The following is a 24,285-nucleotide window of genomic DNA, read 5'->3' as shown; positions in this document are numbered from 1 at the left end:
TGTTTGACTGTGTCATCAGCGTTATATACCGCCAGCAGGGTGGTTAAATCCTGCCATAGGTATTTTTCGGTAACTACTCCATCAACCAGCTTGGCTACTCGCTGGCCCAGCGCATTGTGCCGGTAGGTGATGGCTTTATCGGCCGTAGTTACTGCGAGTAAACGGCCTGTACTGCTGTATTGGTATTGGCTTAAGGCCGTTTCACCATTGTCCGTTACCGTTTTTTGGCTTAAGCGACCATCGCTTCATTTAGATAAGTGTCATGTCATCTTTTCATTCTGTTCGATTTTCTCTTACTGTCTTTTGATACAACCTTCGCCCTACTTCTTCTGCAGACAAAGCCATGTCTGATTTCCAATATACAATATACTAAGTAGTACATTGAGAAAGCGAAAACAACCAGTTTGACAATCAATGCCATCACGAAGACTATTATTTCTGGAAGGGTTCCATCGAATTGAGCATATTCAGCAGATCTGAGTATCATTATCCGCCCATTAACAATGGCCTCATAAAAATCGAAACTTAAAAGCAACAAAGCTGACACGCTGATGAAAGCGTACAGAATAGATGGTTTCCCAAATAAATTTGGCAACCTCATTTAATTACATCCATGTTTATCAAGTACTCCAAAAGTGGAATCTATGAGATCGAAACCAAATAATTCAAACCAAGAAGAAACACCCCAGCCGCCAAATACAGTCCAAAGTACCGTGTTTCCCGCATGTTTGTATGTACCTGCCTGAGCTAATCTTTTTGCTCCGGTCTTTCTAGCTGTTTTGCTATTCGTTCTCCAAGCAAGTGCCTTAGCCCTAGCTTGGTATGTCAATACCGCTGATTTGGCTGCACCAGCAAGACTACCCACTGAGGCCACACCCATCCCAGTGTACTCTCCATATTGATAGTTACTAGAATTCATATTTACTGCCCCTGCAGTCCCCATCTGCTCCCTGATAGAGGACCCACTGACCAAGCCAACAGTAAACGTAGAGATAACACCATCACCAAATCCTGCAGAAGCATCCACCCAACTCTGTGGTAATGGATCACCTATACGCCATAATCCCATAGGGTCAAAGTAGTTAACCGGATCACCTAACACATACCCATACAGGTTGGTATCACCACCGGCAAAGCCTATCGGATCACGGGCTGTCCATCTTCCGGTTTCCGGATCGTAATCACGATAACCAAATCTGACTAAACCAGTATCGCTATCCTGCAAACCACCGGCAAAGCCAAATGGAATAGTAAAATCCGGGTTGCTGTCGCTAATCACATTACCATAGCTGTCGTAGCTAAGGGTTTTGATCACCGTGCCGGTGGCACTGCTAATAACCCGTGGGCTACCCAAATGGTCGGTTTGAATATAGTAACGCTGGCCGCTTTGGGTAAAGCTTACCGGCGTATGGCTTAGGCCATATTCAAAGCGCTGCTTAACGTTATTGTTAGCATCATATACCGCCAGCAGGGTGGTTAAATCCTGCTATTGGCTTCTTGTATGCTACCGCTAATAGCATTGCTATCTTCTAAAGTACCCCCTTGACGAAGGTGACGAAAAAAGGTACCAGCCCAGAGCAAAAACAATAACAATGCTAAACAGGATTGATATGTAAATGTATTCGATTACTGCATCAATTTCAGTGAGGTAACTCTGTAGCATCACAAGGAAAAAACTAATAACATAAAACGCCCGCGACCAGTTTTTTCTATATAAAATAGCTACAGCACTAACAAATAGCATAAAAATCACAATATATTCAAAAGCGTAAGTCCAACCGACTTTCGACGGGTTATACTCCAGAACAGAAATCAAGATAGGTGCTGCACCTAGCACAACCAAGAGTAATAACCCCATCGGGATATCTCTCAGGTTTGTAAAAATATCTTTTAATGCCATCCATAAACTCCTATCGTCGCAGAAGCACCAATACTAACTTTTAACGGGTTTGCCTTTTTCCCCTGGCCACCAGCAGCATTAAATGATGATGAAAAACCGAACTCTTGTGAGAATGAGTTATTTGTACAGTCGAAAAACCGTCCGCCGCTCGCTCCAAATCCATTCTCATATTTGAACAAAGACAAGCCGACATTAATATCGCCGCCAGCAACAACCCCTGAATCTCCAGGTTTCAGCCCTGGGTTAACATCCCCATAAGGATTTTCTTTTCTGGCTATTCCGAGTGGGCCTCGATCATTTGGATCTATATTCAAGCCAGCACCAACGCCAACTCCCACACGACCACCGTAAAATAACTTGCCTGTTTGACGGTCATAGCCAAAAGTAATGCCACCACCGATACCGAGATAAGCATCAAATTTAATTGATATTAACCCGTCCGGATCATAGAAATCAACCGGATCACCCAACACATACCCATACAGGTTAGTATCGCCACCCGCAAAGCCTATTGGATCTCTTGCTGTCCAGCGCCCAGTCTCCGGGTCGTAATCACGGTAACCGAAGCGGATTAAGCCGGTATCACTATCCTGCAAACCACCGGCAAAGCCAAATGGAATGCTGAAATCTGGGTTATTATCGCTAATTACATTACCGTAGCTATCATAACTAATGGCTTTTACCACTGTGCCATTAGCCGTGCTAATCACCCTTGGGCTGCCCAAATGGTCGGTTTGAATATAATACCGCTGCCCACTTTGGCTAAAACTGACCGGCGTATGGCTTAGGCCATATTCAAAGCGTTGTTTTACTGTGTCATCGGCGTTATATACCGCCAGCAGGGTGGTTAAATCCTGCCATAGGTATTTTTCGGTTACCGCGCCATTGACCAGCTTGGCCACCCGCTGGCCCAGCGCATTATGCCGGTAGCTAATAGCATTAAGTGAAATATGGAGGCGGAGCTAATAACCGCTATCGGATTAGCTAAGACACTTTTTCACAGCCATGCATAACTTAACAAAATTTAAGGAGTACCCTTTAATTCACCCCGTGAATTTTGAGTGAATGGCACATACTCTATTGCCGACAACTCTTGGATTAATTGGGTATCTGCAAGGTATCTCACTGCCCTTCGTAATAACCTTTTTAAATTGGGCTTCAGATAAGGCAATGCCGCTTGCACAGGTAAACCTTTCAATCCCAGAAATAACGCGAGCGAAAATACATGCTCGGCTTCGGTTAAATAACCACTGCGGCTGGCTTGCCAGCCTTGACTACCCACTTCCGTGAATTGCCGAAAATTAAATGTTGAATTAGCCATAAACACACCAAAACCCAAGAAAGTAGCAGTTATATCTGTCGCAAATTCCCAATTAACCCAGCCCCCCGGGGGAGGTTCTGGCACAGTTCCGGTTAAATAGTGAGCTAACTCATGAGCATAGGTTGCTACTAACTGAGTTGGATTTTTTACCAGCGCGGGATTGTACGTGATGACCACTTCTTTGCTTTCTGTAATTTCAAAGGTCCCGTTTGGGCTGCCCGGCAAGTTTTCAATAAACACAGTAGGCGCTACTCTTGCGTCAATGTCTTGTTCTTGGGCTTCTAACTTGCACGGCCAGGTTTCCATGCCGGCATACTTTTTAACGGTGTTAAATGTTTCAAGTGCCGCTTCATTTGCACTTTTAACAGCAGCAGGAAAGTAATCTCTGGTGGGTAAGATGAGCTGAGTCTCCTGATAAAAGTGTTCCCCACCGAAGTGGGTTAATAGCCATTTAAACGTGGCAATCTGAAAATCAGTATCTTCTTGAGACAGTATGGGTTTTGGCTTAAATAAACCGAACATATTCAATCCGTAGAATTTTCATAAAATTTTATTTGTGAACACCTGCACAGCAGTGTATCGCCTGCTGGCACCACTAAAATTAGCTGTAACACTAAGCACTACCCACTTTGCGTACAAAGTCTTTTTTCAAATCTGAAAAATAGGCCATGGCTAACACCGCACCAGAGCAAATCAATATCAACTTATAAAGAAACAGATCAAAACCAGTGAACACAGAAATCCCCAAAAATGAGGTGGTGGCCAAATCTATACAAACCAGCACTAAGAGCGCCCGTGGCGCCCACTTTATGTAGTTATATAAAGCGAAATAGACTACTAATAAAGCGACAGAATATGAAATGGACCAGATCCTATAGACTTCGTCACTCAACACACCACCAGCTCCATTCCAGCCTGCGGCCATATCATGACCAAAGTATGCCCAGTCTCTGGGAACAAAAAGCCATATCAGCTCAATAAACAGCAATAACAACACCATAAATTTGAATAAATCTCTCAAAACAAATACTCCTAGAAAATCAGGTATTAAAAGCTTATCGTGCGTGTAGTGCATGTGCAATTAGGGTCATCCTGCGCCATAGGCCTTAATGACATTTCATTCAGAGAACTGTCACGTTTACACTGCTGAATACCAGCCGAAGAATCATTCCCGAAAAAACCTCCAGCCCCCTGAAAAGACCATCCATTACCACAATGGCAATCCTGAACCGTAATACTACAACTCGGTCCGATGCAGGTTGCCCCTTTTAGTTCATTTTGCATGACTTCATAGCCATAGTCGGGTAACTCTTTAAGCGCTTCATGCAGAGCACGCACCTCATTCCGTGTCATTTGTGCGTGTTTCATTTTCCAATATACATCACAAATCAATAGGGTCAGGTTCATTGATTTCATAGAAACCTTGGGGTCGCGTCTTGACTTTTGCCTTTGCTAAGTGACAAAAGCCAAGATTTGATCCCAGGCAGCGCCTAGCCGGCACTACCTTAAGCCATAGGCCGGCTGAACAGCAGTACGTTAAACGGCAGTAAAACCAGCTTTTTATACGACGGCGACGAGCTGGTGGCCGAATACAACGCCAGCGGCGCTTTGCTAAACCGCTATATTCATGGCGCCGGTGACGACGACCCGCTAGTGTGGTACACCGGCACTGGCACCAGCAATAAGCGTTACCTGTTAGCCGACGAGCGCGGCTCTATTGTCAGTGAAACCAACGCCACAGGCGGTGTAGTAACCACCCACCGCTACGGCCCTTATGGCGAGCAGATAAACCAAAGCACTTCACGCTTTAGATACACCGGCCAAATACTGCTACCGGGCACCGAGCTTTACCACTACAAAGCACGGGTAGATCATCCAAAGCTAGGTCGCTTTATGCAAACCGACCCCATTGGCTACGAAGATGGCATGAACTGGTATGCTTATGTGGGCAATGATCCGGTTAATATGACAGACCCAGCTGGAAAGACAGCTGAGAGTTTTTTTATTCAAGGGAAGAAGTATGAGAACTTCGGGCAAGCACTGTCTGGCGCTTGGCGAGATTTAAAAAGTTCATTGGATAAAGAGATACAAGAGGTTAATCGGGAGGCCGGAAGTTTTGCGGGTGAGCATGCGGGAATAGTAAGTACAATTGCAGGAGTGCTGCCTCATCCAGCAGCACAAGCTCTGTCGGCAATCGCAAGTATAGCAAGTGATATTCATGAAAATTCTGTTGCGGCTTCATCAGGGGCTGCGGCATCAGCATTGACAGGCATAATGCTTACCGACATAGCAACGGACGCGGGTAAAAAGATGATTTCTGGTAAGGCTCAATTCGCAATCCATGTAACTTCTGTTTTAACTGGAGCTGGAGTTACTACAATCCAGGAACATAATGAGAAAAAGGTGGATCAAGTTAAAGAGAAGAAAAAATGAATATACTGATTCGTGCTGTTATTGTAATTATTGGTTCAGTTGCTTTGTATTATTCTTCAAAGCTTATAGTTCTTGGAAAATTCACTTTTAAAGGTGATTTTTACTCTATCGAGCATACTCCTGTAACATTTTTTTTGCATTTAGGATTATTATTTTTATTTGGTGCTTATCTAGTAGGCTACGCTTTATTTTTTTGCAATAACATGAATAGTCACAAAAAAAATAAACAGTAAATTTCGTGGGCTGCAGTATGAAATATTTAACCGAAATTACTGTAGTAATTAATAAGCATGAGGGTAATAACTGGCACCTTGCTTAACCGCTATATTCATGGTGCTGGCAACGACGACCCGCTAGTGTGGTACACCGGCACTGGCACCAGCAATAAGCGTTACCTGTTAGCCGACGAGCGCGGCTCTATTGTCAGTGAAACCAACGCCACAGGCGGTGTAGTAACCACCCACCGCTACGGCCCTTATGGCGAGCAGATAAACCAAAGCACTTCACGCTTTAGATACACCGGTAACATACAGCTATCTTTAGGAGGTTTTCATTGAATAAGCTATCGCAGTTAATCCAACTTCAATTTACAGAAATTGCCAGCATATTACGGCAATTAACTTTTAGTGCCGTTACTCTGTGGGCAGGCTCACTATTGCTGCTTACCGCTTGTGAGCCACCAACTGCACGCCAACAAGCAATTAAGAATTATGCAACCGACATGCAGCCAAGCCAATATGCCAGCTTAGTGCAAGAGGATCCTGAAACCTTAAGTACTGAGCAGCTTTATAATCGTGCGCTGACTCTTTGGGGAGACGATTATACCGAGCTTCGTATACCAACCTCTTTTGGCGAAGCGCAAGTTGTGGTGTCTGGGCCTGCCGATGGTTACCCGCTTATTTTGCTGCATGGTATGAACACAAACTCTACCATGTGGTACCCCAATGTGCCTTGGCTTGCTCGACATTATAAGATTTATGCCATTGATTACCTATTGGGCAGCGGCAAGTCTGAATCTAACAAAGATATTGCTGATATTGCCCAAGTTATGGCTTGGTATAATGAAATATTTAACGCGCTAGAGCTTAAACAGTTTGCTCTAATTGGCGCGTCACAAGGTGGATGGTTTGCCACTCAAATTGCTTTAAACGAGCCCGCTAAAGTTAGCCAGTTAGTCTTACTAAGCCCAGCCCAAACTTTTGCTTGGATTACACCAAGCTTAGATGCGCTTAAAAGCGTGTATTTTTTGTTTAACCCCAAAAGAAGTGAGCTTAGGGCCATGCTACAAACCATGTCGACTAATGTTGATAACATTGATCAGCTTTATATCGACCACTTTTATCGCTATTCAGCAACCAATAAGTCCTTGCCCGACTTGTTAAGCCAGATGACGCCCTTTGCTGATGACGAGCTGCGCCGCTTAACTATGCCAACCTTAGTACTAATTGGCGATCAAGATATTATTAATACAGCACAGAGTTTAAAGCAAGCACAGCAGGTTTTACCCTGCGTTGAAACCGCTATTGTTGCTAATGCCGGCCACTTTCTTAATGTCGATAACGCTGATAGTGTAAATAAGCGCGTGCACCAGTTTATTAGTACAACAAGAAAAGACAATGCCTGCATGAATTAGCATCAATACCTAGCTTAAGCGCCATCTGGTATGGCCTGTATATTTATGCCACAATTAGCTTTTGCTAAATTAATCGAGCCTATACATGACACATAAAACCTTAATTAAAGTGCGTGGTTATCATTTAGATGTATATCAACACGTTAATAACGCCCGCTATTTAGAATTCTTAGAAGAAGCCCGCTGGGGTTACTTAGAAGACAGCGGCGATATTGACTGGTTTGCCAGGCACAACCTGGCCTGGGTGATTGTGAATATCAATATTAACTACCGCGTGGCCGCCACCATGGGTGATACGCTGGAAGTGTTTACCCGCTTTAGCAAGGTAGGCGGTAAAAGCGCGGTAGTAACGCAGGAGGTGCGTATTGCCGGCAAAGATGCTGTCGCCGCCGATGCGCAGGTCACCTTTGTTTGCCTGGATCAGAAAACCGGTAAAGCAGTTGCCATTGACGGTGATTTAAAGCAACGCTTAGAGCAACACTTAGCCGGATAATTTAATATTTAATATGTTTTTCCAGCGCCTGCTGTAGCAAGGCGCTGGTGCTACGGTCATCTTCATCACCGCAGGGTACTACCGCATTAGCCGCCATTAAGGCGTCAAAACCTTGCTTCGACGGATCAGCAATACGGCAACCCTCTTTGGTGCGGATCAGCTGCCTGCCATCATTTAATTGAGCTATCACCTGCTGCCCTGGATTAGCGCTTAGTGCTTGATATCGCTTGGCTACCGTTATTTTAGGCTGCTGTTGGCTTTGTAAATACTGCTGATAACCAACAGCGGCAGCCTGCTCAATATCAACCGGTGTAGACCCAGCGGCTCGATTGAGCGCTCGCTGAGCTAGACTAAGACCTTGTCTATTGAGTTGTTCTGGCTCGACTTCATTTTGTGTGATTGGCCTTTGCTCTAATTCTGCAATAACGGATTGCGACTGCTCTATACCCCCAGGCTGCGGTTCTACAGCAGTAATGGGTTCTGGTTTAGTATTAACCGACTTAACTTCAACCTTAACTTCAGCCTTAACTTCAGCCTTAATTTTAGGTTGAATCGGTACTGTTACTGTTGGTTCTGGCTGTAATTTTTGTTTATTACTTGGCACTGGTGCTGAGTATAGATATGAAATAATGGGCTCTGGCTTAACTTTAATGCTAGGCGGTGTGAACTTGCTCTGTAAAAGCACTATTAGCAAGATTGCATGTAGCAACACAGACAGAAGTATCGCTTTACTATAGTGCTTATTAAACTGTTTAAATAATATAACAACCCCAGACAACTGCGCGTCCTTGCTTCAAACTGTAATCGGTAAAGCTAAGACCTACAGGATCAAGTTTAATTCAATATATAAAGCTTTTAAGTTGTTGCCATTGCTTAAGTTTTTCCTGCAAAGAAAGAGCAGCATAAGCTGGGCTAGTAGAAGGTAGGTTGATTAATGCTATCTCGGTTGGCACTATCTGCAAAGGCAATACATGGCGCTTAAAGCTTTGCGCTGCTTTTGCGCCATTAAAGGCGATAACTTGAAGCTTAGGGTGTTGAGAGAAAAAGCTCGCAAAATCGTTAACTTGCTCGTTTTTAATAGCCGTATCTAAACTCCCCTGTCGTTGGCAGTGGCCTATAACATCCCAAATAGCGACACCTGCATCTAGAAGTGCGGTTAAACGCTCAGAGTAAGCTAAATCTGCTGGAAAACCTGCCAAGTTGGCCATGATAGGCCAAAAGCCATTTCGTGGGTGGGCATAATACTGTTGTTGCTGCAACGATATTGCACCGGGCATGCTGCCTAATACTAATACCCTTGCTTGCGCTGAACTAACGGCTGCTAATCCTTGCAGCCGTTCTATTTCTGCCATATTAACCTAGCGAAGGTTCATACTGCAGCGCTTTTTGCCATGCCACAGCTGCGTGCGCTTGTTCGCCTTCTTGCTCAGCTAAATGAGCTAATAAAGCATAAATATAGCCGTTACTTTCATTATCACGCAGCCAGCATTGTGCTTGCTTACGTAGCTTTAATACAGAAGTACCTAGTGGAATTTGCTTTAAATAAGGCAAAGCTGAAGGTAGCTGCTCTAGCGTTAGATGCGACGCTAATACTTTTTCTGCCGCTTCAGTTTGGCCACTTTTCGCTAATGCCCAGGCTTTACCTAAAGCTGCTGCTGTAGATTTACGCTCTTTGCTTGGCAGTGCTTGCCAATAGGCCGCTTCTTCATCAAAACCAATACCTTGGCTAAGCTGGCTAAGGGCGATCGGATAAATAGCAAAGCGAAGCTGTTGCCACTGTTGGTTATCAAACCACTTATGTTTAATTGCTGCGGGCACTAGCTGTAATAAAGTTTGCCATTGGCCGGCCTGCTGTAAAGCATAAATATATAACTGGCCTAAGCCTTTATCTGTGGTATCAGCATTGACGTGATCGTTTAATACCGCGCAGGCTTTTGCCGGTTCATTTTGGCGTAATAATAAATCTGCTTGCACAAAGCGCTTATTATTATCCTCTGCTGTTAGGGCTTCAACATGCTCATCCGCTTGCGTCTGATTTCCTGAGTAAAACTCCGCATAAGCAGCAAGTAAATGCTTTTCTGTCTGCATAAAACTGTCGGCGCTTGCTTTATTAAGCCATTCTGCCGCTTGCGGCCACTGCTGCTTAGCAAAAGCTTGCAGGCCAAGTTCATATGCTTGTTGCGCTTTGCGTTGCCGGCGCCAGCGAAAAAAGTTAAACGACACATATTTAACCCGAAATAACTTACGGATAATAATCCCTAAAATCCAAAACCCTAGGCTCAATATCACTAAGGCGATAATAAAACCTAACACTGTCATTTCCACTACATATCCGGCGACAATAATTTTGATATAGCCTGGGTTATTAACAAAAATAGGCCCCAGTAGCATAGCTGCCGCTAATGCCACTATTAACAATAATACCTTAATCATAAGCTGCTCTCTTCCAGCTGCTGCTGGTATTGCTGCATTTGACTAACGCTTGATAACGCTTTGAGCTCGGGCTTACTAATATTAACGGTAGCAAGCTGCTGCAATTGAGATTGTAATTGGCTAACCTCATCATTGGCTGGATCAAAATAGCGACCTAACTGACTAATAGCCTGCTCTAACGCCGCTAAGTACACTGTCTCATTTTGTTCTAATGCAGCTAGCTCAGCTAAAAGTAAATGCTGACTTAAACTGCTGCGAAGCATTAATTGCTGCTCCTTGCTTAAGCTAAAATAATCTTCAGGCACTGCACTACGCACGGTAAATAAATTACTCCACGCCTGCTGCCAATAATAATGTAATGTTTGACGCCATTGCTTTACGCCACCTTCTGGCTTAGTTAATTGCGGCATGGCGTTATTATGTTGCTGTTTCAATGCCAGCTGCGCTGTTAGCTTTCTTGCCTGCTGCAACTGTAAATGCACTTCAGATAAATCAATGGTGGGTAACTGACGTAACTGCTCAATATCTTGATTAATGGCTTGACGCACTAAAAGTAATGAAGGGTCATCTATTTTAATTAGCTTTTCTTGTGCCGTATTTAACAACGAGATAGCCGTTGTAAAATCATGCTCTAACCAGACTTTTTTTGCTGCTAACTGGAGTAAATAATCTGTTTCTGCTAACAACCAATGCCGTGGTGGTGCGCTATCTTTAGTTTGTACTTGCTGGCGTAAAGCTTGAATTTGTACTTGCTGCTCAGTCAGTGCTTGTTGCAAAGCCAAGCTTAACCTTTGTTCAGTCTGAGCTAGCTGTAACTCTAATTGGCCTAACTTAGCCGACTGTTGTTGGCTTAAGGTATTCAGTAACTGTTGCTCAGTGTTTTGCTGCTGTTGCACTTGGGCACTAACACGCTGCTGTAACTGCTGCATCTGTGCTGACTGTTGTTGTAGACTTTGCCATTGTGGCCATAACCAATATACAGCCGCAGCCATAGCAGCAATCAATAAAATAATCAGCAATAAACTAAAAGCTGCTAGCCCTTGGCTAGGCTTTTTAGTATTTTCTTGTTGCTGTTCATCATCAATTTTTTGTTTTAGTTCTTTTAGTGGCTCATCGGCCTCACTAGCTCTGACGACGGTTTCACTCATTGATAACTCCTATTTATCTGGCCGATGCTGTGCAGTAATGAAATATCATTCGCATTCTCCGCCAACGTAATTTTGTTAGTTGCTATACCCAATTGCTGCGCTTTTTGCTGCATGCGTGGGCTGACTAAAATCCAATCTAAACTTGTTAACCAACTATGGCCGGCTATCGGTATGAGTTTAAATAAATGCTGCAGTATCTCGTTACTCGTTGCCACAATACAACCAATGCCCGCCTGCTGCCATTGTTGGCATAGTGCCGCCCCATCTAATGCTAACACTTGTCGTTGATAGTTTAATACGTAGCTTACATTTGCTGCTAAAGCCAATAATTGCTGTTTAATTAATTCGCGGCCCCCTTCAGCACGTATAACAACCACCCGCTTTGCCGCCAGCTGTTTAAACTCGGGTAAGTTAATTAGGCCTTCACTTCGCTGATCTTCTGGCACACAAACTGGTCGCTGTAACCAATCTTCTAATGCCGCAGCCGTGGTGTCGCCTACGGCAAATAAGCGTGCAGTGACTAAACTAGCCTCAATTTGAGACTGCAAGCACTGCACTGCGCTTACGCTAACAAAAATAAGGGCGTCAGCCTGTTTTATTTGCTGCTTATCGGCTTGGCTTATTGCTAACTGACGAATTTCAATTAAAGGCTGAAATAAGTAATTTACACCTGTTTTATCCAACTCGGCTAGCATTTTATCTGCTTTTCCTGCTGGCCGGGCAATTAAAAAAGCCTTGTTACTGCTTAACGCTTTACCATTCATGGTGCAGCCTGATACACCGCCTGTAAAATACGATCGGCGCCTTGGCCAAGTAAGTAGTTCGCCAATTCAGTGCCTAAGGCTTCTGCATCCTTAGCTGCACCTCTTACTTGATGCTGAATAATTTGACTTCCATCAACCGACCCGACTAAGCCTCGTAACCAAAGCTGATCATTTTCTAGTTCAGCATAGGCGCCAATAGGCACTTGGCAGCCACCTTGTAAACGTCGATTCATCGCTCGTTCTGCCAACACACAAGACCGTGTTTTCTGACATTCTAAAGGCGCCAGCAATTGCTGTATTTGCGTATCACCTTCACGACACTCTATTCCTACCGCGCCTTGACCATTTGCCGGCAAGCTCACTTCAGCGGGTATAATAGAAGCGATTCGTTGCTCAAAGCCTAAACGAATTAGTCCTGCAGCCGCTAATATAATGGCCGCAAAGTCACCTCGGTCTAGCTTTGCTAAGCGGGTATTAACATTGCCGCGCAAATCGCGCACGGTTAAATCTGGACGTAATGCTTTTATTTGGCTTTGCCTACGTAAACTAGAAGTTCCGACTACTGCGCCTTGAGGCAATTGTTCTAAGCTAGTAAATTGATTAGAGACAAAGGCATCCAGTGGGTTTTCTCGCGGGCAAATTGTTTGCAATGTTAACCCTGGCGGAAACTCGACTGGTAAGTCTTTCATGCTATGCACAGCTATATCGGCTCGACCATCTAACATAGCGACTTCTAACTCTTTAACAAAAAGGCCTTTACCACCAATTTTTGCTAACGGCGTATCTAAAATAATATCGCCCTGAGTCGACATAGGAACTAACTCAACTAATAAGCCCGGATGATGCCGCTCTAGTTGTGCTTTTACGTATTCTGCTTGCCAAAGTGCTAATGCACTTTTACGAGTAGCAATGCGTACCTTTTGTATTGGAGCGCTTGTAGATGTTGAAGCTAAATTAACTTGCATTTAATTTTCTACCTGTGTCATTAATTGCCGTTGGATAAAAGCACTAATAGCAGCAACTTCTTGCGCACATACGCTATGCTGCATTCTATAGTCCTGCCAGCTAACATTAAAGCCCAGCTTTTTTAAGCTATGGAAGGCTTGCTGTCCTGCTGCCATTGGCACTACCGGATCTTCAGAGCCATGACCAAAAAAGACTGACGTGCTTTTGTTGGTGTTAGTCGCTTCATCAGCCAACTTTTCAGGCGCACACATATAAGTAGACAACGCGATAACACCCGCTAACTTATAACTAAGCCTAGGTAATAAATGTAACGCTATAACGCCACCTTGACTAAAGCCTGCCAAGATAATTTTTTCACTACAAATACCTTGGCTAATTAAGCTATCTATTAACGCTGTTACCGCTTTTGCTGATTCACGCACCCCGGGTTCATCTGCACGATGGGTTAAATCCATCGTTTTAATATCGTACCAAGCACGCATGCGCATGCCGCCGTTTACTGTTATTGGTTGTTCTGGTGCATGAGGAAAAATAAAACGGATCCCTGCATCCTTAGGTATATTCAACTCAGGCACTATTGGCGCAAAGCCATGTCCTGAGTCACCTAAACCATGCAACCACACTACGACAGCTTGGGTTTCACCTTGAGCCGCAACATCAACATAAGGAAGTAAAGCCATAACACCTATCCGAAAAAATTTAAATTACTTTGCTGAAAAACTGATTGCTGTTCCTGCTTGCTGTGAGCCAACCTCAGTTAGCAACTGCCAAAATTCTGCACCTGTGCGGTTATCTATCCACTTATCGTCTTTCCACTCAAAGTGATGACCATTAAACTTGGTTGCTACCCATAATTGGTGCAAAGGTGGTTGCTTGTTAATAATAATCTTACTTTGATCAGGAAAAGTAATACTTAACAAACCTTCATGAAACTCATAATCGAGGTCTAAATCTATCCGTTCTATTGCTTCTTCAACCGCTAAAAGTGTGTTATCGGTTAATTCATCATATTCAAAGTCATTCATCTTGTTTCACCTGTTTGCTTTTATCGCTAAGAATGCGATTATAGAGCGCAATCATCATAATAAAATATCATCATGCAAGCTTTTAAAACTAAAAGATCTCTTTTCAGCCTATTATGCGCCTTAATGCTAGGAAGCATGGTAAGCAGTTGTGGCCAAATGGGCCCCCTTACCTTACCACAACCACCAGCAGAAGTGGCAGTTCCAGAGCAAAACAACACTGCGTCAGACGAAAACTCTTGGCAAAAAGCAGCAGGTGAACCTAGTGGATCATTTTAATTATAATCAGCAAAGCCTTTTTGCTGAGCAGATACCGCTCACTCAAGTTGCTGAACAGTTCGGTACACCTTGTTATGTGTACTCCAAAGCCACTATAGTGCGGCATTATTATGCCTTTGCCGATGCCGCATCGCAGCACCCTCGTAGTTTAGTATGTTACGCCGTTAAGGCTAATAGTAATCTAGCCATTTTAAATCTATTAGCCAAACAGGGTTGTGGTTTTGATATTGTCTCAGCTGGCGAGCTACGACGAGTTATCGCCGCCGGTGGCGATCCAAGTAAGGTTGTATTTTCCGGTGTAGCTAAAACGGCTGAAGAAATGCGTTTTGCCTTAGATTTAGGCATTAAATGCTTTAATCTAGAATCCAGTGCTGAATTAGACCAACTACAGCAAGTCGCTAAAGCTGCGGATAAAGTTGCGCCTATATCTATTAGGGTAAATCCCGATATTGATGCTAAAACTCATCCGTATATTTCTACAGGTTTAAAAGCTAATAAGTTTGGTATTGATATTTCACAAGCCGAGCAAGTTTACCAAGCTGCAGCACAGTACAGTCATATAAAAGTGGTTGGCCTAGGTTGTCATATCGGCTCACAACTCACTGAAGTTCAGCCCTTCTTAGCTGCGCTAGAAAAGCTACTGCAGTTGCTAGATACCCTAGCTAACCAAAATATTATCTTACAACATATTGATATAGGCGGCGGCTTAGGCGTGACTTATAATGATGAAGCACCGCCCTCTCCGGCAGATTATATTAGCCAAGTGGTTCAGCGTTTAAGTCATTACCCTCACCTAGAGCTAATAATGGAACCAGGCCGAGCTATTATGGCTAATGCGGGTATTTTATTAACTAAAGTGGAATATTTAAAACCCGGTATAGAAAAAAATTTTGCCATTGTTGATGCGGCAATGAATGATCTAATTCGTCCAGCTTTATACAGCGCATGGCAGAATATTGTGCCTGTGACGCTAAATGAGAATATAGCCACAACAGTTTATGATGTTGTTGGCCCTGTTTGTGAAACTGGCGATTTTTTAGGTAAAGATAGAGCTTTAGCCATTAAACAAGGTGATTTATTGGTAGTACGCTCAGCAGGAGCCTACGGTTTTACCATGAGCTCTAACTATAATAGCCGGCTTAGGCCTGCTGAAGTTTTAGTCGATGGCACTGCATTACATCTAGTCCGCGCGCGCGAGCAATGGCAAGATTTATGGCGTGGTGAACAAGTATTAACTAGTTAACTTATAAGGTACTAATGTTACTTCATTTTTCTAAAATGCATGGTTTAGGTAACGACTTTATGATGGTCGATGCCGTGAGCCAAAATGTATTTCTAACCAAAGAGCAGATTAAAGCCTTAGCTAATCGTCATACTGGCATAGGCTTTGATCAACTACTTATGGTTGAACCGCCTTATGATCCCGAACTCGATTTTCATTACCGTATTTTTAATGCCGATGGTACAGAAGCTGAGCAATGCGGTAACGGTGCTCGCTGCTTTGCCAAGTTTGTTAAGGCTCGCGGTTTAACCAATAAACATAAAATAGGTGTTAGTACTCAATCGAGTAAAATTAAGCTGTATATTGAAACTGACGGCCAAGTGACGGTTAATATGGGGGTTCCTCAGCTAGAACCCTCTCGCATCCCTTTTAAAGCGCAAAAACCAGAACTCACTTATATATTACGCTCAGAAGAACATACTCTGCTATGCGGCGTTGTTTCTATGGGAAACCCACATGCGGTGAATATTGTTGAGGAAATAACAACCGCAGCGGTAGCCATACAAGGGCCAATTTTTGAGACACATGAACGTTTTCCTGAGCGCGCCAATATTGGCTTTATGCAAGTCATCACGCCTAATCATATAAAATTACGCGTGTGGGAGCGCGGTGCAGGTGAAACATTAGCCTGTGGTACAGGTGCTTGTGCCGCTGTTGTTATTGGCCAACTGCAAAATAAACTTCATCAACAAGTACAAGTAGATTTACCTGGCGGTACTTTACATATTCACTGGAACGGTCCTGGTCATCCCGTTAAGATGACCGGCCCGGCAGAGCATGTTTACGACGGACAAATAGCCTTATGACAGAGCCATTAATACAACAAGATATCATTGCCGCTGAAGTGGTTAGCGATTACTTACAAGACCACCCTGAGTTTTTTCAAAACAAACCAGAGCTATTAGCCTCGTTACGCTTATCGCATAAACAACGAGGTAGTGTATCTTTAGTCGAACGCCAATTAGAGATGCAACGTGAAAAAATTCAAGCTTTAGAAGATGATATAACTCGCTTAATGTCAATTGCTAGACAAAACGAGCAGCTATTTATGGCATTTAATCAACTGCAAGCCCAGTTATATCAAGCTAAGAACTTAAGCCAAGTTCAAGCTAGTCTGCAGCAATTTATCGAAAGCATGCCGCAAGTTCATGCTTATCAGCTTATTCGTTTTAACGATAACGAAATCGATAAATACCAAATGCTGTTATCTCGTCGCTTAGACGAAAAAGGTGTTTACCTTGGCCGATTAAATAAAGATGAACAACAAGTACTGTTTTCAAGCCATATTCATTCAGTCGCGTTAGTATTAATAAAACAAGATAAAAAGCCTTTAGCTTTATTAGCTTTTGGTAGCGAACATGATGATCATTTCCAACCAGATATGGACCAATTGTTTTTACAGCACTTATGTCATATTTTAACTCAGTTACTGCCAGGTTATGACGCAACCTAACTCCGTAACTAAACTAAACGCCGATTGGCAACAGCCAATCGACGCCTTTTTACACTACCTGCAATACGAGCGTGGCTATAGCAAAAACACTTTATCAAGTTATCAGCGCCAGCTAGAACAAACCGCGCTCAGTATTATTGAGTATGCAAAGCAGCAAGCTAACAGCGGCCAATATCATTGGCTAAATCTAGAACAAAATCAGCTTAAACAGCATATAAATACCTTACGCTTACAAGCCGTTAAACCACGGACCATAGCATTAAAAGTAGCTGCGTTACGTAGCTTCTTTGGTTTTATGCAAAAACAACATTTACGCCAAGATAATCCGGCCCAATATTTAACTGTACCCAAAGCCGCACGTGACTTGCCAAAAAATTTAGCCGTAGACCAAGTGAATCATCTATTAAGTTTTGATAGTAGTGATGATATTTTAGCGAGTCGAGATAAGGCCATTCTAGAATTGTTTTATTCCTCAGGCCTACGCTTAGAAGAGCTGGTTAATTTAAACATTAATGATATCGACTGGCAGCAAAAGCTTCTTCGCGTGAGTGGTAAAGGAAATAAACAACGTATTGTTCCTGTTGGTAGCGTTGCCTTAACGGCTATTAAGCACTGGCTAAATATGCGGCCAGCCTTTTGTCAGCAACTGGCTGAAGCTGACCAGCTAGCCTTATTTGTTAGCAAACAACACAAACGAATAAGTACACGCCAAGTAAGGCAAAGAGTACAGCTTTGGGCCAAAAAGCAAGGCTTAAGCCAACATTTACACCCCCATATGCTGCGCCACTCTTTTGCCAGCCATATGTTAGAGTCCAGTCAAGATTTACGCGCAGTTCAAGAGCTGCTAGGACACGCTAATTTAAGCACCACTCAGGTTTATACCCACTTAGACTTCACTCATTTAGCTAAGGTGTACGATAGCGCTCACCCTAGAGCACGTAAAAAGTAAGGCTTTACAATGCAATTATTAAAAGCGTTAACGCCAATAACGGTATTGTCTTTCGATTTAGACGATACCTTATATAACAATAAGCCCGTAATTGCCGCAGCAGAACAAGCAATGCTAGCGGCTTTGTTTAAACATGCTCCTGTCACAATAACAACAGACAGTGATTTTTGGTGGCAACAACGCTTGCGCTTAGCAGAAATAACGCCAGATATACGCCATGATTTAGGCCGTTGGCGTTTATTAGCCATTGATGCTGGTTTGCAAAGTTTAGGTTTAAGCTCTTGTGAAGCCGGTGAAATAGCACAACTAGCTTACGATGCCTTTATTCAAGCAAGAACCCGTATTTCAGTACACCAGGCAATAAAAAACTTACTGCAACAACTCGCAAGTCAGTATCAACTAATTGCCATTACTAACGGTAATGCCTGTATTGATAAAATGGGCATAGGTCAATGGTTTAGGTTTAGCTTACAAGCGGGCCCAGATGGTAAAATGAAGCCCTACCCTGATATGTATTTAAAAGCAGCGCAACGTTTAAACATAGCGCCAAAACAAATATTGCATATTGGAGACAGCCACCGCGCTGATGTAATGGGTGCACTAAAGGCTGGCTGCCAAAGCGCTTGGTTAGATCATTACAACAGCAGGGTCGCTATTTTGCCGCATATTCGTTTAACCAATATTCATAACCTAAAAGCCATGCTTAAGTAAATTTATACCTTATTTTAATCTAACTACATAAATAACTGGTTATTTATCCACTAATAAGTGCTGTTAGCTTGGCGCACTGGTTTTGGCTGTTATAATAGCTGGCATTATGCTTAGCGAGAAATACCAATGGATGTATCTTACCTGCTTGATGGTTTAAACGATAAACAACGGGATGCAGTTGCTGCATCGCCACAACATATGCTGGTGCTTGCCGGTGCGGGTAGTGGAAAAACCCGTGTTCTTGTTCATCGCTTAGCCTGGCTAATGCAGGTAGAGCGGGTGGCGCCTTTTAGTTTATTAGCCGTAACCTTCACTAATAAAGCTTCGCAAGAAATGCGCGGCCGAATTGAAAGTACCATTGGTGTTAGCTTAAATAACTTGTGGATGGGTACTTTTCACGGTTTGTCCCATCGTATGTTGCGAGCTCATTATCAAGAGGCGGGGTTACCGCAAAGCTTCCAAATTATTGATACTGACGATCAATACCGTTTAGTTAGGCGCATTCTTAAAGCTTTAAACTTAGACGAGAAACATTGGCCAGCAAAACAAGTACAGTGGTTTATCAATGGCCGAAAAGATGAAGGCCAACGACCTCATATGATTGATGCCTCGGGCGACTTTAGCCTGCAGCAAATGCTTAAAATTTATACTGCCTATCAAGAAATGTGTGATCGCTCTGGGTTAGTCGACTTTGCTGAAATTCTCCTGCGTAGTTTCGAATTATTAAAAAATAATGCCGAAGTACGCCAGCATTATCAACAGCGCTTTAGGCATATACTGGTTGACGAGTTTCAAGATACTAATGCCATTCAATATCAATGGCTAAGACTCTTAGCTGGCTCTAACGCTAAAGTTATGATTGTTGGTGATGATGATCAATCTATTTACGGCTGGCGTGGTGCCAGAGTTGAGAATATCCAAACTTTCTTAAAAGATTTCCCTGATGTAACCACGGTGCGTTTAGAACAAAATTATCGCTCTACAGCCACAATATTAAAAGCAGCTAATGCCGTTATTGCAAACAACAGTGGTCGTTTGGGTAAAGACTTATGGACAGATGGCGCTGATGGCGAAGTTATTTCTTTATATACCGCTTTTAATGAATTAGATGAAGCGCGCTTTATTGTCGGCCGAGTACGAGACTGGATGAAAAAAGGCGGCAGCCTTAGCGATAGCGCTATTCTATATCGGAATAATGCCCAGTCGCGGGTTTTAGAGGAAGCTTTAATTCAAGAAGGCCTTAACTATCGTATTTATGGCGGCTTACGCTTCTACGAGCGGCAAGAAATTAAAGATGCCTTGGCTTATTTACGCTTAATAAATAATCGCCAAGATGATGCAGCATTAGAGCGGGTAATAAACACGCCGGCACGGGGCATTGGTGAAACGACGCTAAATAAAGTGCGCTTACATTCCCGTAGTGAAAAAATCACCCTGTGGCAAAGCTTACAGCAACTTATTAGCCAGCAACAGTTATCAGGCCGTGCCGCTAATGCTATTAATAATTTTATGCAGTTAATTGACCAGTTAGCCGAGCAATCTAATGACTTGCCTCTGCACGAGCAAACTGAGCATGCCATTAAACAGTCTGGTTTATATGCCATGTATCAAGCAGAAAAAGGTGAAAAGGCACAAACACGTATAGAAAACTTAAATGAATTAATTACGGCCTGCCAAAACTTTGATGACGCTAATGATGTGGAAATGACACCTTTAGCCGCATTTTTATCTCAAGCGGCACTAGAAGCCGGTGAATACCAAGCAGAAGAGCACTCGGATGCGGTGCAATTGATGACCTTACATAGCGCTAAAGGCTTAGAATTTCCACAAGTTTTTATTTGCGGATTAGAAGAAGGCATGTTCCCAAGCATGCAAAGTGCTGAAGATCCTACTCGGTTAGAAGAAGAGCGTAGGCTATGCTACGTCGGCATGACCCGTTCAATGCAAAAACTGTATTTATGCCACGCAGAAAGCCGACGTTTATATGGCCAAGAGCAACATAATAGGCCATCACGTTTTTTACGGGAAATTCCAGCCGAATATATAGAAGGAATTCGTCTAAAGACCCAAGTGAGCAAGCCTACCCAGTTTAATCGTTTCAGCGGCCAAGCAAGCCATGTTGCCTTTGAAAACACTGGTTTTAGCCTAGGCCAACGCGTACTACACGCTAAATTCGGTGAAGGCACAGTGCTTAACTATGAAGGTACTGGCGCCCAATCTAGGATCCAAGTTAATTTCGATCAGGTCGGCAGCAAATGGCTAGTAACCGCTTACGCTCGCTTACAAGCTGTTAGCTAATGTTCACCCATCCTGAACTTACAACATGGTTAACCCAGGCTGCCAACTTGAAAATTCGGCTTCCTATCATCTGGCAAGGCCAACGGCAGCTGTTATTAAACGCCACCTTAACTTGGCTAGGGCATAACCAATTTCAACGGCTATATTGGTTAGGTGAAGATGCACCTGAAGCGGCGACTTTAATCACAGCTGGAAACAATTATCAGCATTTAGGAACAGAATGCGATGTACTTGTGGTTAATGCATTTAGTGGTTTTCCAGCGGATGCAGTCGCTGCCATATCAGGTTGTGTTAAAGCCGGAGGCCTCTGGCTAGTGTTATGCCCTGAGTTTCGCCTCTGGCAACAACAAGCAAATCCGGCTCATAGCAGCTTGCTGCCTTATCCAATAGATGCAACTGAATATCAGGGGCTGTTTATTCGTTTTTGGCTACAACAAATAACAACCGCCAACCTATTTGTTTTCCATGGTCAACAGTTAATACAGCAACTCGCTTGGCCAACGCTAGCAGCCAGCAATGCATCTGAACCACCTTTTGCTAGCAAAGATCAAGCAAAGGCCGCACAGGCTATTTGCCGCGTTGTAACAGGCCATCGCCGGCGACCATTAGTGTTAACGGCCGATCGCGGTAGAGGAAAGTCTGCCATACTTGGCATAACCGCCGCTCAATTAGTCACTAATATAAAACAACCTATAATTATCACAGCGCCCTCGCCCCAAGCTGCTGCAATTGCTGTTAATCATTTTAAACAACTAGCTGCAGAGTCTGATCATGATTGCTTGCAGTTTATGCCGCTAGATGAACTATTGCTGAAAAAGCCTGCAGCGGCATTGTTAATGATAGACGAAGCGGCCGCTATTCCAACGCCAATATTACAACAGCTTGTTGCACACTATAGTCGGATAGTTTTTGCTACAACAGAGCATGGTTATGAAGGAACAGGCCGAGGCTTTACCGTTCGTTTTCAACAACATTTAAATAAGCACTGCCCAGGTTGGCAAAAACTACACTTGCAACAACCCATCCGTTATCAAATAAAAGATCCCTTAGAGCAGCTGATTTTTAGCAGCTTTCTATTGCAATCACACCCAGTGAATTTTGATCAGCAAATTGTACCAGGCTATGTTGTTAAAACCTATACCGCTGCCGACTGGCTACAACAAATAAACAAATTGCAGCAAGTGTTTAGCCTACTGAGTTTGGCGCATTATCAAACCCAAGTTAAAGATTTAGCATCACTGCTAGACAATCCTGATCTTATGGTGATGACGTTTGAGGCAACAGATACGGTATTAGCCTGTGCCCTACTTAGTGCAGAAGGCAATTTACCACCACAACTAGCGAAGCAGATCTATTATGGCCAGCGCCGTATACAAGGCCATTTATTAGCACAAAGCTTGGCCTTTCATTGTGCTAAGCCAGAATTAGCAACGCGTAATTTATTAAGAGTAATGCGCATTGCCGTACAACCTGAGTTACAACGGCAAAAATTAGGACAAAGGTTGTTACAACAGATAGAAATTTTCGCTACACAGCATAATATTGATTATCTGGGGACAAGTTATGGCGCTAATATTAATTTGCTGCAGTTTTGGCAACAGGCCGGTTATACGGCGGTGCGTTTAGGCCAAACGGCTGATAAAGCCAGCGGTGAATACTCTTTATTAATGCTAAAGCCACTGATACAAGAAGATGTCAGTAATACATTAACAACTGAATTTGCCCAGTATTTGCCAAACCAAGCAGCTGTACACTACCCATTATTGGCAACACAGCTATTACTCGCGCTAGCAAGGCCTCAGCAAACATCACCAATAACACCGCAACAACTAGAGCAATTACAGCTATTTTGTCAGCAAAAACGACCCTATGAGTTGGTAAACCACTTACTACTAGCTTGGTTTAATCAACAACAAAATTTGCTACCGGCACAGCTAAAGCAAACCTTAGCAGCTAAATTGTGGCAGCAGCAAAGTTGGCAACAATTAAGCGCAAATTACGATTTCAGCGGTAAAAAGGCCATTATTAACTATTGGCAAAATACCCTAGTAAATTTGATAAAAACATAGTTTAAAAATCAAGCCTAATACTTTACATTATTTACACAATGCTAATCTCGGATTATTATTAACTTTACTTTTTGCGCTTTTAAAGCTAATGTGCACGCATTTCATCCCTTAAGTTATCTTATATGCTTACTATTCTTTCTTTAACAGGCTTATTAGCAAGCCCGTTATATTCTGCTAATGGCTACTCACCATCAGAGCGACGCACATTACAAACTGCAGTAGAAATGAGCATACAATATAACGAACTTGAACGTTTCCAACAGCATTGTATCAGCCAAGAACCTGAATCTGACATAGCAAAAATTTATTCTACATTGCCAGTAAGTCAAGCAAAAGCTTATTCTCTTATTGAAAATAAGCTTAAAATGTCTGGCATAGAGTCTGTTGAATCAGTTGATAAAAAGCTGACAAAGTTCGTTAAAAAAAATGTGCCTACATTAATTGATTGTACAGATAGCAAAGCTTATCAGACATTACTAGATAGTTATGAACTGACAGTATTTTCTTTAGAGATTTCTTCAGAATTAGCACAAGCACCTGTTTCCACAGCAACCAGTAGACAACAAAGTGCAGCTTCAGAAACCGCTAGTATAAAAAAACTAATTGAAAGCAGTCATGGTATTGCTTTAGTCACTGTTACAGACAGAAATTTGCTTAGCCCAGTGGAACAAGCCAATTATTTGCACCTAGACTACGATAGCCGTTATATATTCAAAGTACATCAAGGTTGGAAGAATATTACAGCGTCTTATATGGGCATGCATATAGCAGTTGACGATGCCAGCCTAGCTAGCACAGCAACAGAATGGTTAATTTTCATAGATCAAAAAAAGCATTTTATTAAAGCCATAAAAAAACAAGATGCCGCTGCACATTTACGGATGCTAGTAAAACCAGAATGGATGTTTGATACTAAAGGCAACTTAGTCCGTTTATAATGAAACAAAACATTTAGCTATCAAGCCCCTAGCACAGGGGCTTTTTTGTTTGTTGTAATCTAGGTTATAAGACTCGAAAGAGCGTAACTGCCTAGCGGTGGGCTACTGTATTCCGGGCGTCCTGCCCTGCACCCTTCGGGCCGCCGCAAGCGGCATTCTAATTCGTTCCTGACGAATTGGTCGCATGGGGTCG

The 24,285-nt window shown here is 43.0% G+C and carries 28 protein-coding genes; 14 read left to right on the top strand and 14 right to left on the bottom strand.

Going from position 1 to position 24,285, the window contains the following annotated elements; translation table 11 throughout:
• Positions 1 to 601 precede the first annotated feature (601 nt).
• The 6 genes from ACRCA4_RS14195 to ACRCA4_RS14170 all read right to left on the bottom strand — a co-directional run bounded on the left by ACRCA4_RS14195 (position 602) and on the right by ACRCA4_RS14170 (position 4,574).
• On the bottom strand, positions 602 to 1,354 hold the full coding sequence (locus ACRCA4_RS14195) for an RHS repeat-associated core domain-containing protein (protein ID WP_433190010.1): 753 nt from the start codon (positions 1,352 to 1,354) through the stop codon (positions 602 to 604).
• Positions 1,355 to 1,522: 168 nt separating this feature from the next.
• Entirely contained in the window at positions 1,523 to 1,900 is a 378-nt protein-coding gene (locus tag ACRCA4_RS14190) for a hypothetical protein (protein WP_433190007.1), read from the bottom strand.
• A complete protein-coding gene (locus ACRCA4_RS14185) occupies positions 1,891 to 2,802 on the bottom strand; it encodes an RHS repeat-associated core domain-containing protein (RefSeq protein WP_433190004.1) in 912 nt (303 codons plus the stop codon). The genes ACRCA4_RS14190 and ACRCA4_RS14185 overlap by 10 nt, the downstream gene beginning before the upstream one ends.
• Before the next feature lie 122 nt (positions 2,803 to 2,924).
• Positions 2,925 to 3,743 (bottom strand): hypothetical protein, encoded by an 819-nt coding sequence (locus ACRCA4_RS14180; protein ID WP_433190001.1) that lies wholly within the window; start codon positions 3,741 to 3,743, stop codon positions 2,925 to 2,927.
• A 91-nt stretch (positions 3,744 to 3,834) separates the two neighbouring features.
• Positions 3,835 to 4,242: a hypothetical protein gene (locus ACRCA4_RS14175; RefSeq protein WP_433189998.1), complete on the bottom strand. Its 408-nt coding sequence runs from the start codon at positions 4,240 to 4,242 to the stop codon at positions 3,835 to 3,837.
• A gap of 26 nt (positions 4,243 to 4,268) precedes the next feature.
• On the bottom strand, positions 4,269 to 4,574 hold the full coding sequence (locus ACRCA4_RS14170; RefSeq protein ID WP_433189995.1) for a hypothetical protein: 306 nt from the start codon (positions 4,572 to 4,574) through the stop codon (positions 4,269 to 4,271).
• Between the two features lie 228 nt (positions 4,575 to 4,802).
• On the opposite strand from ACRCA4_RS14170, the gene ACRCA4_RS14165 reads away from it, so the two are divergent.
• The 5 genes from ACRCA4_RS14165 (at position 4,803) to ACRCA4_RS14145 (ending at position 7,780) form a co-directional block, all read left to right on the top strand.
• Entirely contained in the window at positions 4,803 to 5,654 is an 852-nt protein-coding gene (locus ACRCA4_RS14165; protein ID WP_433189992.1) for an RHS repeat-associated core domain-containing protein, read from the top strand.
• The gene (locus ACRCA4_RS14160; protein WP_433189989.1) at positions 5,651 to 5,887 is read left to right on the top strand and encodes a hypothetical protein; all 237 of its coding nucleotides are present in this window, start codon (positions 5,651 to 5,653) and stop codon (positions 5,885 to 5,887) included. Before ACRCA4_RS14165 ends, ACRCA4_RS14160 begins: the two co-directional genes overlap by 4 nt.
• A gap of 57 nt (positions 5,888 to 5,944) precedes the next feature.
• Positions 5,945 to 6,211, top strand: coding sequence for a hypothetical protein (locus ACRCA4_RS14155; RefSeq protein WP_433189986.1), 267 nt, complete (start codon positions 5,945 to 5,947; stop codon positions 6,209 to 6,211).
• Positions 6,208 to 7,287: an alpha/beta fold hydrolase gene (locus tag ACRCA4_RS14150; protein WP_433189983.1), complete on the top strand. Its 1,080-nt coding sequence runs from the start codon at positions 6,208 to 6,210 to the stop codon at positions 7,285 to 7,287. Before ACRCA4_RS14155 ends, ACRCA4_RS14150 begins: the two co-directional genes overlap by 4 nt.
• 85 nt (positions 7,288 to 7,372) lie before the next feature.
• Entirely contained in the window at positions 7,373 to 7,780 is a 408-nt protein-coding gene (locus tag ACRCA4_RS14145; protein WP_433189980.1) for an acyl-CoA thioesterase, read from the top strand.
• Position 7,781: 1 nt separating this feature from the next.
• Here the strand turns inward: ACRCA4_RS14145 and ACRCA4_RS14140 are convergent, their stop codons facing one another.
• The 8 genes from ACRCA4_RS14140 to cyaY form a co-directional block, all read right to left on the bottom strand.
• Complete coding sequence (locus ACRCA4_RS14140) at positions 7,782 to 8,558, bottom strand: hypothetical protein (RefSeq protein WP_433189977.1); 777 nt, start codon at positions 8,556 to 8,558, stop codon at positions 7,782 to 7,784.
• 61 nt (positions 8,559 to 8,619) lie between these two features.
• Positions 8,620 to 9,132, bottom strand: coding sequence for a DNA-deoxyinosine glycosylase (locus tag ACRCA4_RS14135; protein WP_433189974.1), 513 nt, complete (start codon positions 9,130 to 9,132; stop codon positions 8,620 to 8,622).
• A 1-nt stretch (position 9,133) separates the two neighbouring features.
• On the bottom strand, positions 9,134 to 10,213 hold the full coding sequence (locus tag ACRCA4_RS14130; RefSeq protein WP_433189971.1) for a heme biosynthesis HemY N-terminal domain-containing protein: 1,080 nt from the start codon (positions 10,211 to 10,213) through the stop codon (positions 9,134 to 9,136).
• Positions 10,210 to 11,361 carry a uroporphyrinogen-III C-methyltransferase gene (locus ACRCA4_RS14125; protein WP_433189968.1) on the bottom strand — a complete coding sequence of 384 codons (1,152 nt, stop codon included), beginning with the start codon at positions 11,359 to 11,361 and terminating at the stop codon, positions 10,210 to 10,212. The genes ACRCA4_RS14130 and ACRCA4_RS14125 overlap by 4 nt, the downstream gene beginning before the upstream one ends.
• A complete protein-coding gene (locus tag ACRCA4_RS14120) occupies positions 11,358 to 12,125 on the bottom strand; it encodes a uroporphyrinogen-III synthase (protein WP_433189965.1) in 768 nt (255 codons plus the stop codon). The genes ACRCA4_RS14125 and ACRCA4_RS14120 overlap by 4 nt, the downstream gene beginning before the upstream one ends.
• Positions 12,122 to 13,051: a hydroxymethylbilane synthase gene (gene hemC, locus ACRCA4_RS14115; RefSeq protein WP_433190013.1), complete on the bottom strand. Its 930-nt coding sequence runs from the start codon at positions 13,049 to 13,051 to the stop codon at positions 12,122 to 12,124. Before hemC ends, ACRCA4_RS14120 begins: the two co-directional genes overlap by 4 nt.
• A 39-nt stretch (positions 13,052 to 13,090) precedes the next feature.
• Complete coding sequence (locus tag ACRCA4_RS14110) at positions 13,091 to 13,771, bottom strand: alpha/beta hydrolase (RefSeq protein ID WP_433189962.1); 681 nt, start codon at positions 13,769 to 13,771, stop codon at positions 13,091 to 13,093.
• Between the two features lie 24 nt (positions 13,772 to 13,795).
• Positions 13,796 to 14,116 carry an iron donor protein CyaY gene (gene cyaY, locus ACRCA4_RS14105; protein ID WP_433189959.1) on the bottom strand — a complete coding sequence of 107 codons (321 nt, stop codon included), beginning with the start codon at positions 14,114 to 14,116 and terminating at the stop codon, positions 13,796 to 13,798.
• A 72-nt stretch (positions 14,117 to 14,188) separates the two neighbouring features.
• Between cyaY and lptM the strand changes: the two genes are divergently transcribed.
• From lptM to ACRCA4_RS14060, 9 genes are all read left to right on the top strand, one after another.
• Entirely contained in the window at positions 14,189 to 14,392 is a 204-nt protein-coding gene (lptM, locus tag ACRCA4_RS14100) for an LPS translocon maturation chaperone LptM (protein ID WP_433189956.1), read from the top strand.
• Positions 14,379 to 15,635, top strand: a complete 1,257-nt coding sequence (gene lysA / locus ACRCA4_RS14095) for a diaminopimelate decarboxylase (RefSeq protein WP_433189953.1) — start codon at positions 14,379 to 14,381, stop codon at positions 15,633 to 15,635. The genes lptM and lysA overlap by 14 nt, the downstream gene beginning before the upstream one ends.
• Positions 15,636 to 15,649: 14 nt before the next feature.
• On the top strand, positions 15,650 to 16,480 hold the full coding sequence (gene dapF / locus ACRCA4_RS14090; protein ID WP_433189950.1) for a diaminopimelate epimerase: 831 nt from the start codon (positions 15,650 to 15,652) through the stop codon (positions 16,478 to 16,480).
• Positions 16,477 to 17,127, top strand: a complete 651-nt coding sequence (locus ACRCA4_RS14085; protein WP_433189947.1) for a DUF484 family protein — start codon at positions 16,477 to 16,479, stop codon at positions 17,125 to 17,127. The genes dapF and ACRCA4_RS14085 overlap by 4 nt, the downstream gene beginning before the upstream one ends.
• Positions 17,114 to 18,076 carry a tyrosine recombinase XerC gene (gene xerC, locus ACRCA4_RS14080; protein ID WP_433189944.1) on the top strand — a complete coding sequence of 321 codons (963 nt, stop codon included), beginning with the start codon at positions 17,114 to 17,116 and terminating at the stop codon, positions 18,074 to 18,076. Before ACRCA4_RS14085 ends, xerC begins: the two co-directional genes overlap by 14 nt.
• Before the next feature lie 9 nt (positions 18,077 to 18,085).
• Complete coding sequence (locus ACRCA4_RS14075) at positions 18,086 to 18,787, top strand: HAD-IA family hydrolase (protein WP_433189941.1); 702 nt, start codon at positions 18,086 to 18,088, stop codon at positions 18,785 to 18,787.
• Positions 18,788 to 18,913: 126 nt separating this feature from the next.
• Entirely contained in the window at positions 18,914 to 21,085 is a 2,172-nt protein-coding gene (uvrD, locus tag ACRCA4_RS14070) for a DNA helicase II (RefSeq protein ID WP_433189939.1), read from the top strand.
• A gap of 47 nt (positions 21,086 to 21,132) precedes the next feature.
• Positions 21,133 to 23,154 carry a GNAT family N-acetyltransferase gene (locus ACRCA4_RS14065; RefSeq protein WP_433189936.1) on the top strand — a complete coding sequence of 674 codons (2,022 nt, stop codon included), beginning with the start codon at positions 21,133 to 21,135 and terminating at the stop codon, positions 23,152 to 23,154.
• 122 nt (positions 23,155 to 23,276) lie between these two features.
• The gene (locus ACRCA4_RS14060) at positions 23,277 to 24,092 is read left to right on the top strand and encodes a hypothetical protein (RefSeq protein ID WP_433189933.1); all 816 of its coding nucleotides are present in this window, start codon (positions 23,277 to 23,279) and stop codon (positions 24,090 to 24,092) included.
• Positions 24,093 to 24,285 lie beyond the last annotated feature (193 nt).

This window comes from Rheinheimera sp. WS51 (assembly GCF_050936095.1).
Taxonomy (GTDB): domain Bacteria; phylum Pseudomonadota; class Gammaproteobacteria; order Enterobacterales; family Alteromonadaceae; genus Alishewanella.
The sequence above is the reverse complement of the archived record's forward strand: the minus strand, read 5'-3'. Positions and strand labels throughout refer to the sequence as shown.

Bases quoted from the DNA above. Each gene is read 5' to 3' on its own strand.
- ACRCA4_RS14190 (WP_433190007.1), bottom strand. From the start codon at position 1,900: ATGGCATTAAAAGATATTTTTACAAACCTGAGAGATATCCCGATGGGG.
- ACRCA4_RS14180 (WP_433190001.1), bottom strand. From the start codon at position 3,743: ATGTTCGGTTTATTTAAGCCAAAACCCATACTGTCTCAAGAAGATACT.
- ACRCA4_RS14170 (WP_433189995.1), bottom strand. From the start codon at position 4,574: ATGACACGGAATGAGGTGCGTGCTCTGCATGAAGCGCTTAAAGAGTTA.
- ACRCA4_RS14160 (WP_433189989.1), top strand. From the start codon at position 5,651: ATGAATATACTGATTCGTGCTGTTATTGTAATTATTGGTTCAGTTGCT.
- ACRCA4_RS14155 (WP_433189986.1), top strand. From the start codon at position 5,945: ATGAGGGTAATAACTGGCACCTTGCTTAACCGCTATATTCATGGTGCT.
- ACRCA4_RS14145 (WP_433189980.1), top strand. From the start codon at position 7,373: ATGACACATAAAACCTTAATTAAAGTGCGTGGTTATCATTTAGATGTA.
- ACRCA4_RS14135 (WP_433189974.1), bottom strand. From the start codon at position 9,132: ATGGCAGAAATAGAACGGCTGCAAGGATTAGCAGCCGTTAGTTCAGCG.
- ACRCA4_RS14130 (WP_433189971.1), bottom strand. From the start codon at position 10,213: ATGATTAAGGTATTATTGTTAATAGTGGCATTAGCGGCAGCTATGCTA.
- ACRCA4_RS14125 (WP_433189968.1), bottom strand. From the start codon at position 11,361: ATGAGTGAAACCGTCGTCAGAGCTAGTGAGGCCGATGAGCCACTAAAA.
- ACRCA4_RS14120 (WP_433189965.1), bottom strand. From the start codon at position 12,125: ATGAATGGTAAAGCGTTAAGCAGTAACAAGGCTTTTTTAATTGCCCGG.
- ACRCA4_RS14110 (WP_433189962.1), bottom strand. From the start codon at position 13,771: ATGGCTTTACTTCCTTATGTTGATGTTGCGGCTCAAGGTGAAACCCAA.
- cyaY (WP_433189959.1), bottom strand. From the start codon at position 14,116: ATGAATGACTTTGAATATGATGAATTAACCGATAACACACTTTTAGCG.
- lptM (WP_433189956.1), top strand. From the start codon at position 14,189: ATGCAAGCTTTTAAAACTAAAAGATCTCTTTTCAGCCTATTATGCGCC.
- dapF (WP_433189950.1), top strand. From the start codon at position 15,650: ATGTTACTTCATTTTTCTAAAATGCATGGTTTAGGTAACGACTTTATG.
- ACRCA4_RS14085 (WP_433189947.1), top strand. From the start codon at position 16,477: ATGACAGAGCCATTAATACAACAAGATATCATTGCCGCTGAAGTGGTT.
- xerC (WP_433189944.1), top strand. From the start codon at position 17,114: ATGACGCAACCTAACTCCGTAACTAAACTAAACGCCGATTGGCAACAG.
- ACRCA4_RS14075 (WP_433189941.1), top strand. From the start codon at position 18,086: ATGCAATTATTAAAAGCGTTAACGCCAATAACGGTATTGTCTTTCGAT.
- uvrD (WP_433189939.1), top strand. From the start codon at position 18,914: ATGGATGTATCTTACCTGCTTGATGGTTTAAACGATAAACAACGGGAT.
- ACRCA4_RS14060 (WP_433189933.1), top strand. From the start codon at position 23,277: ATGCTTACTATTCTTTCTTTAACAGGCTTATTAGCAAGCCCGTTATAT.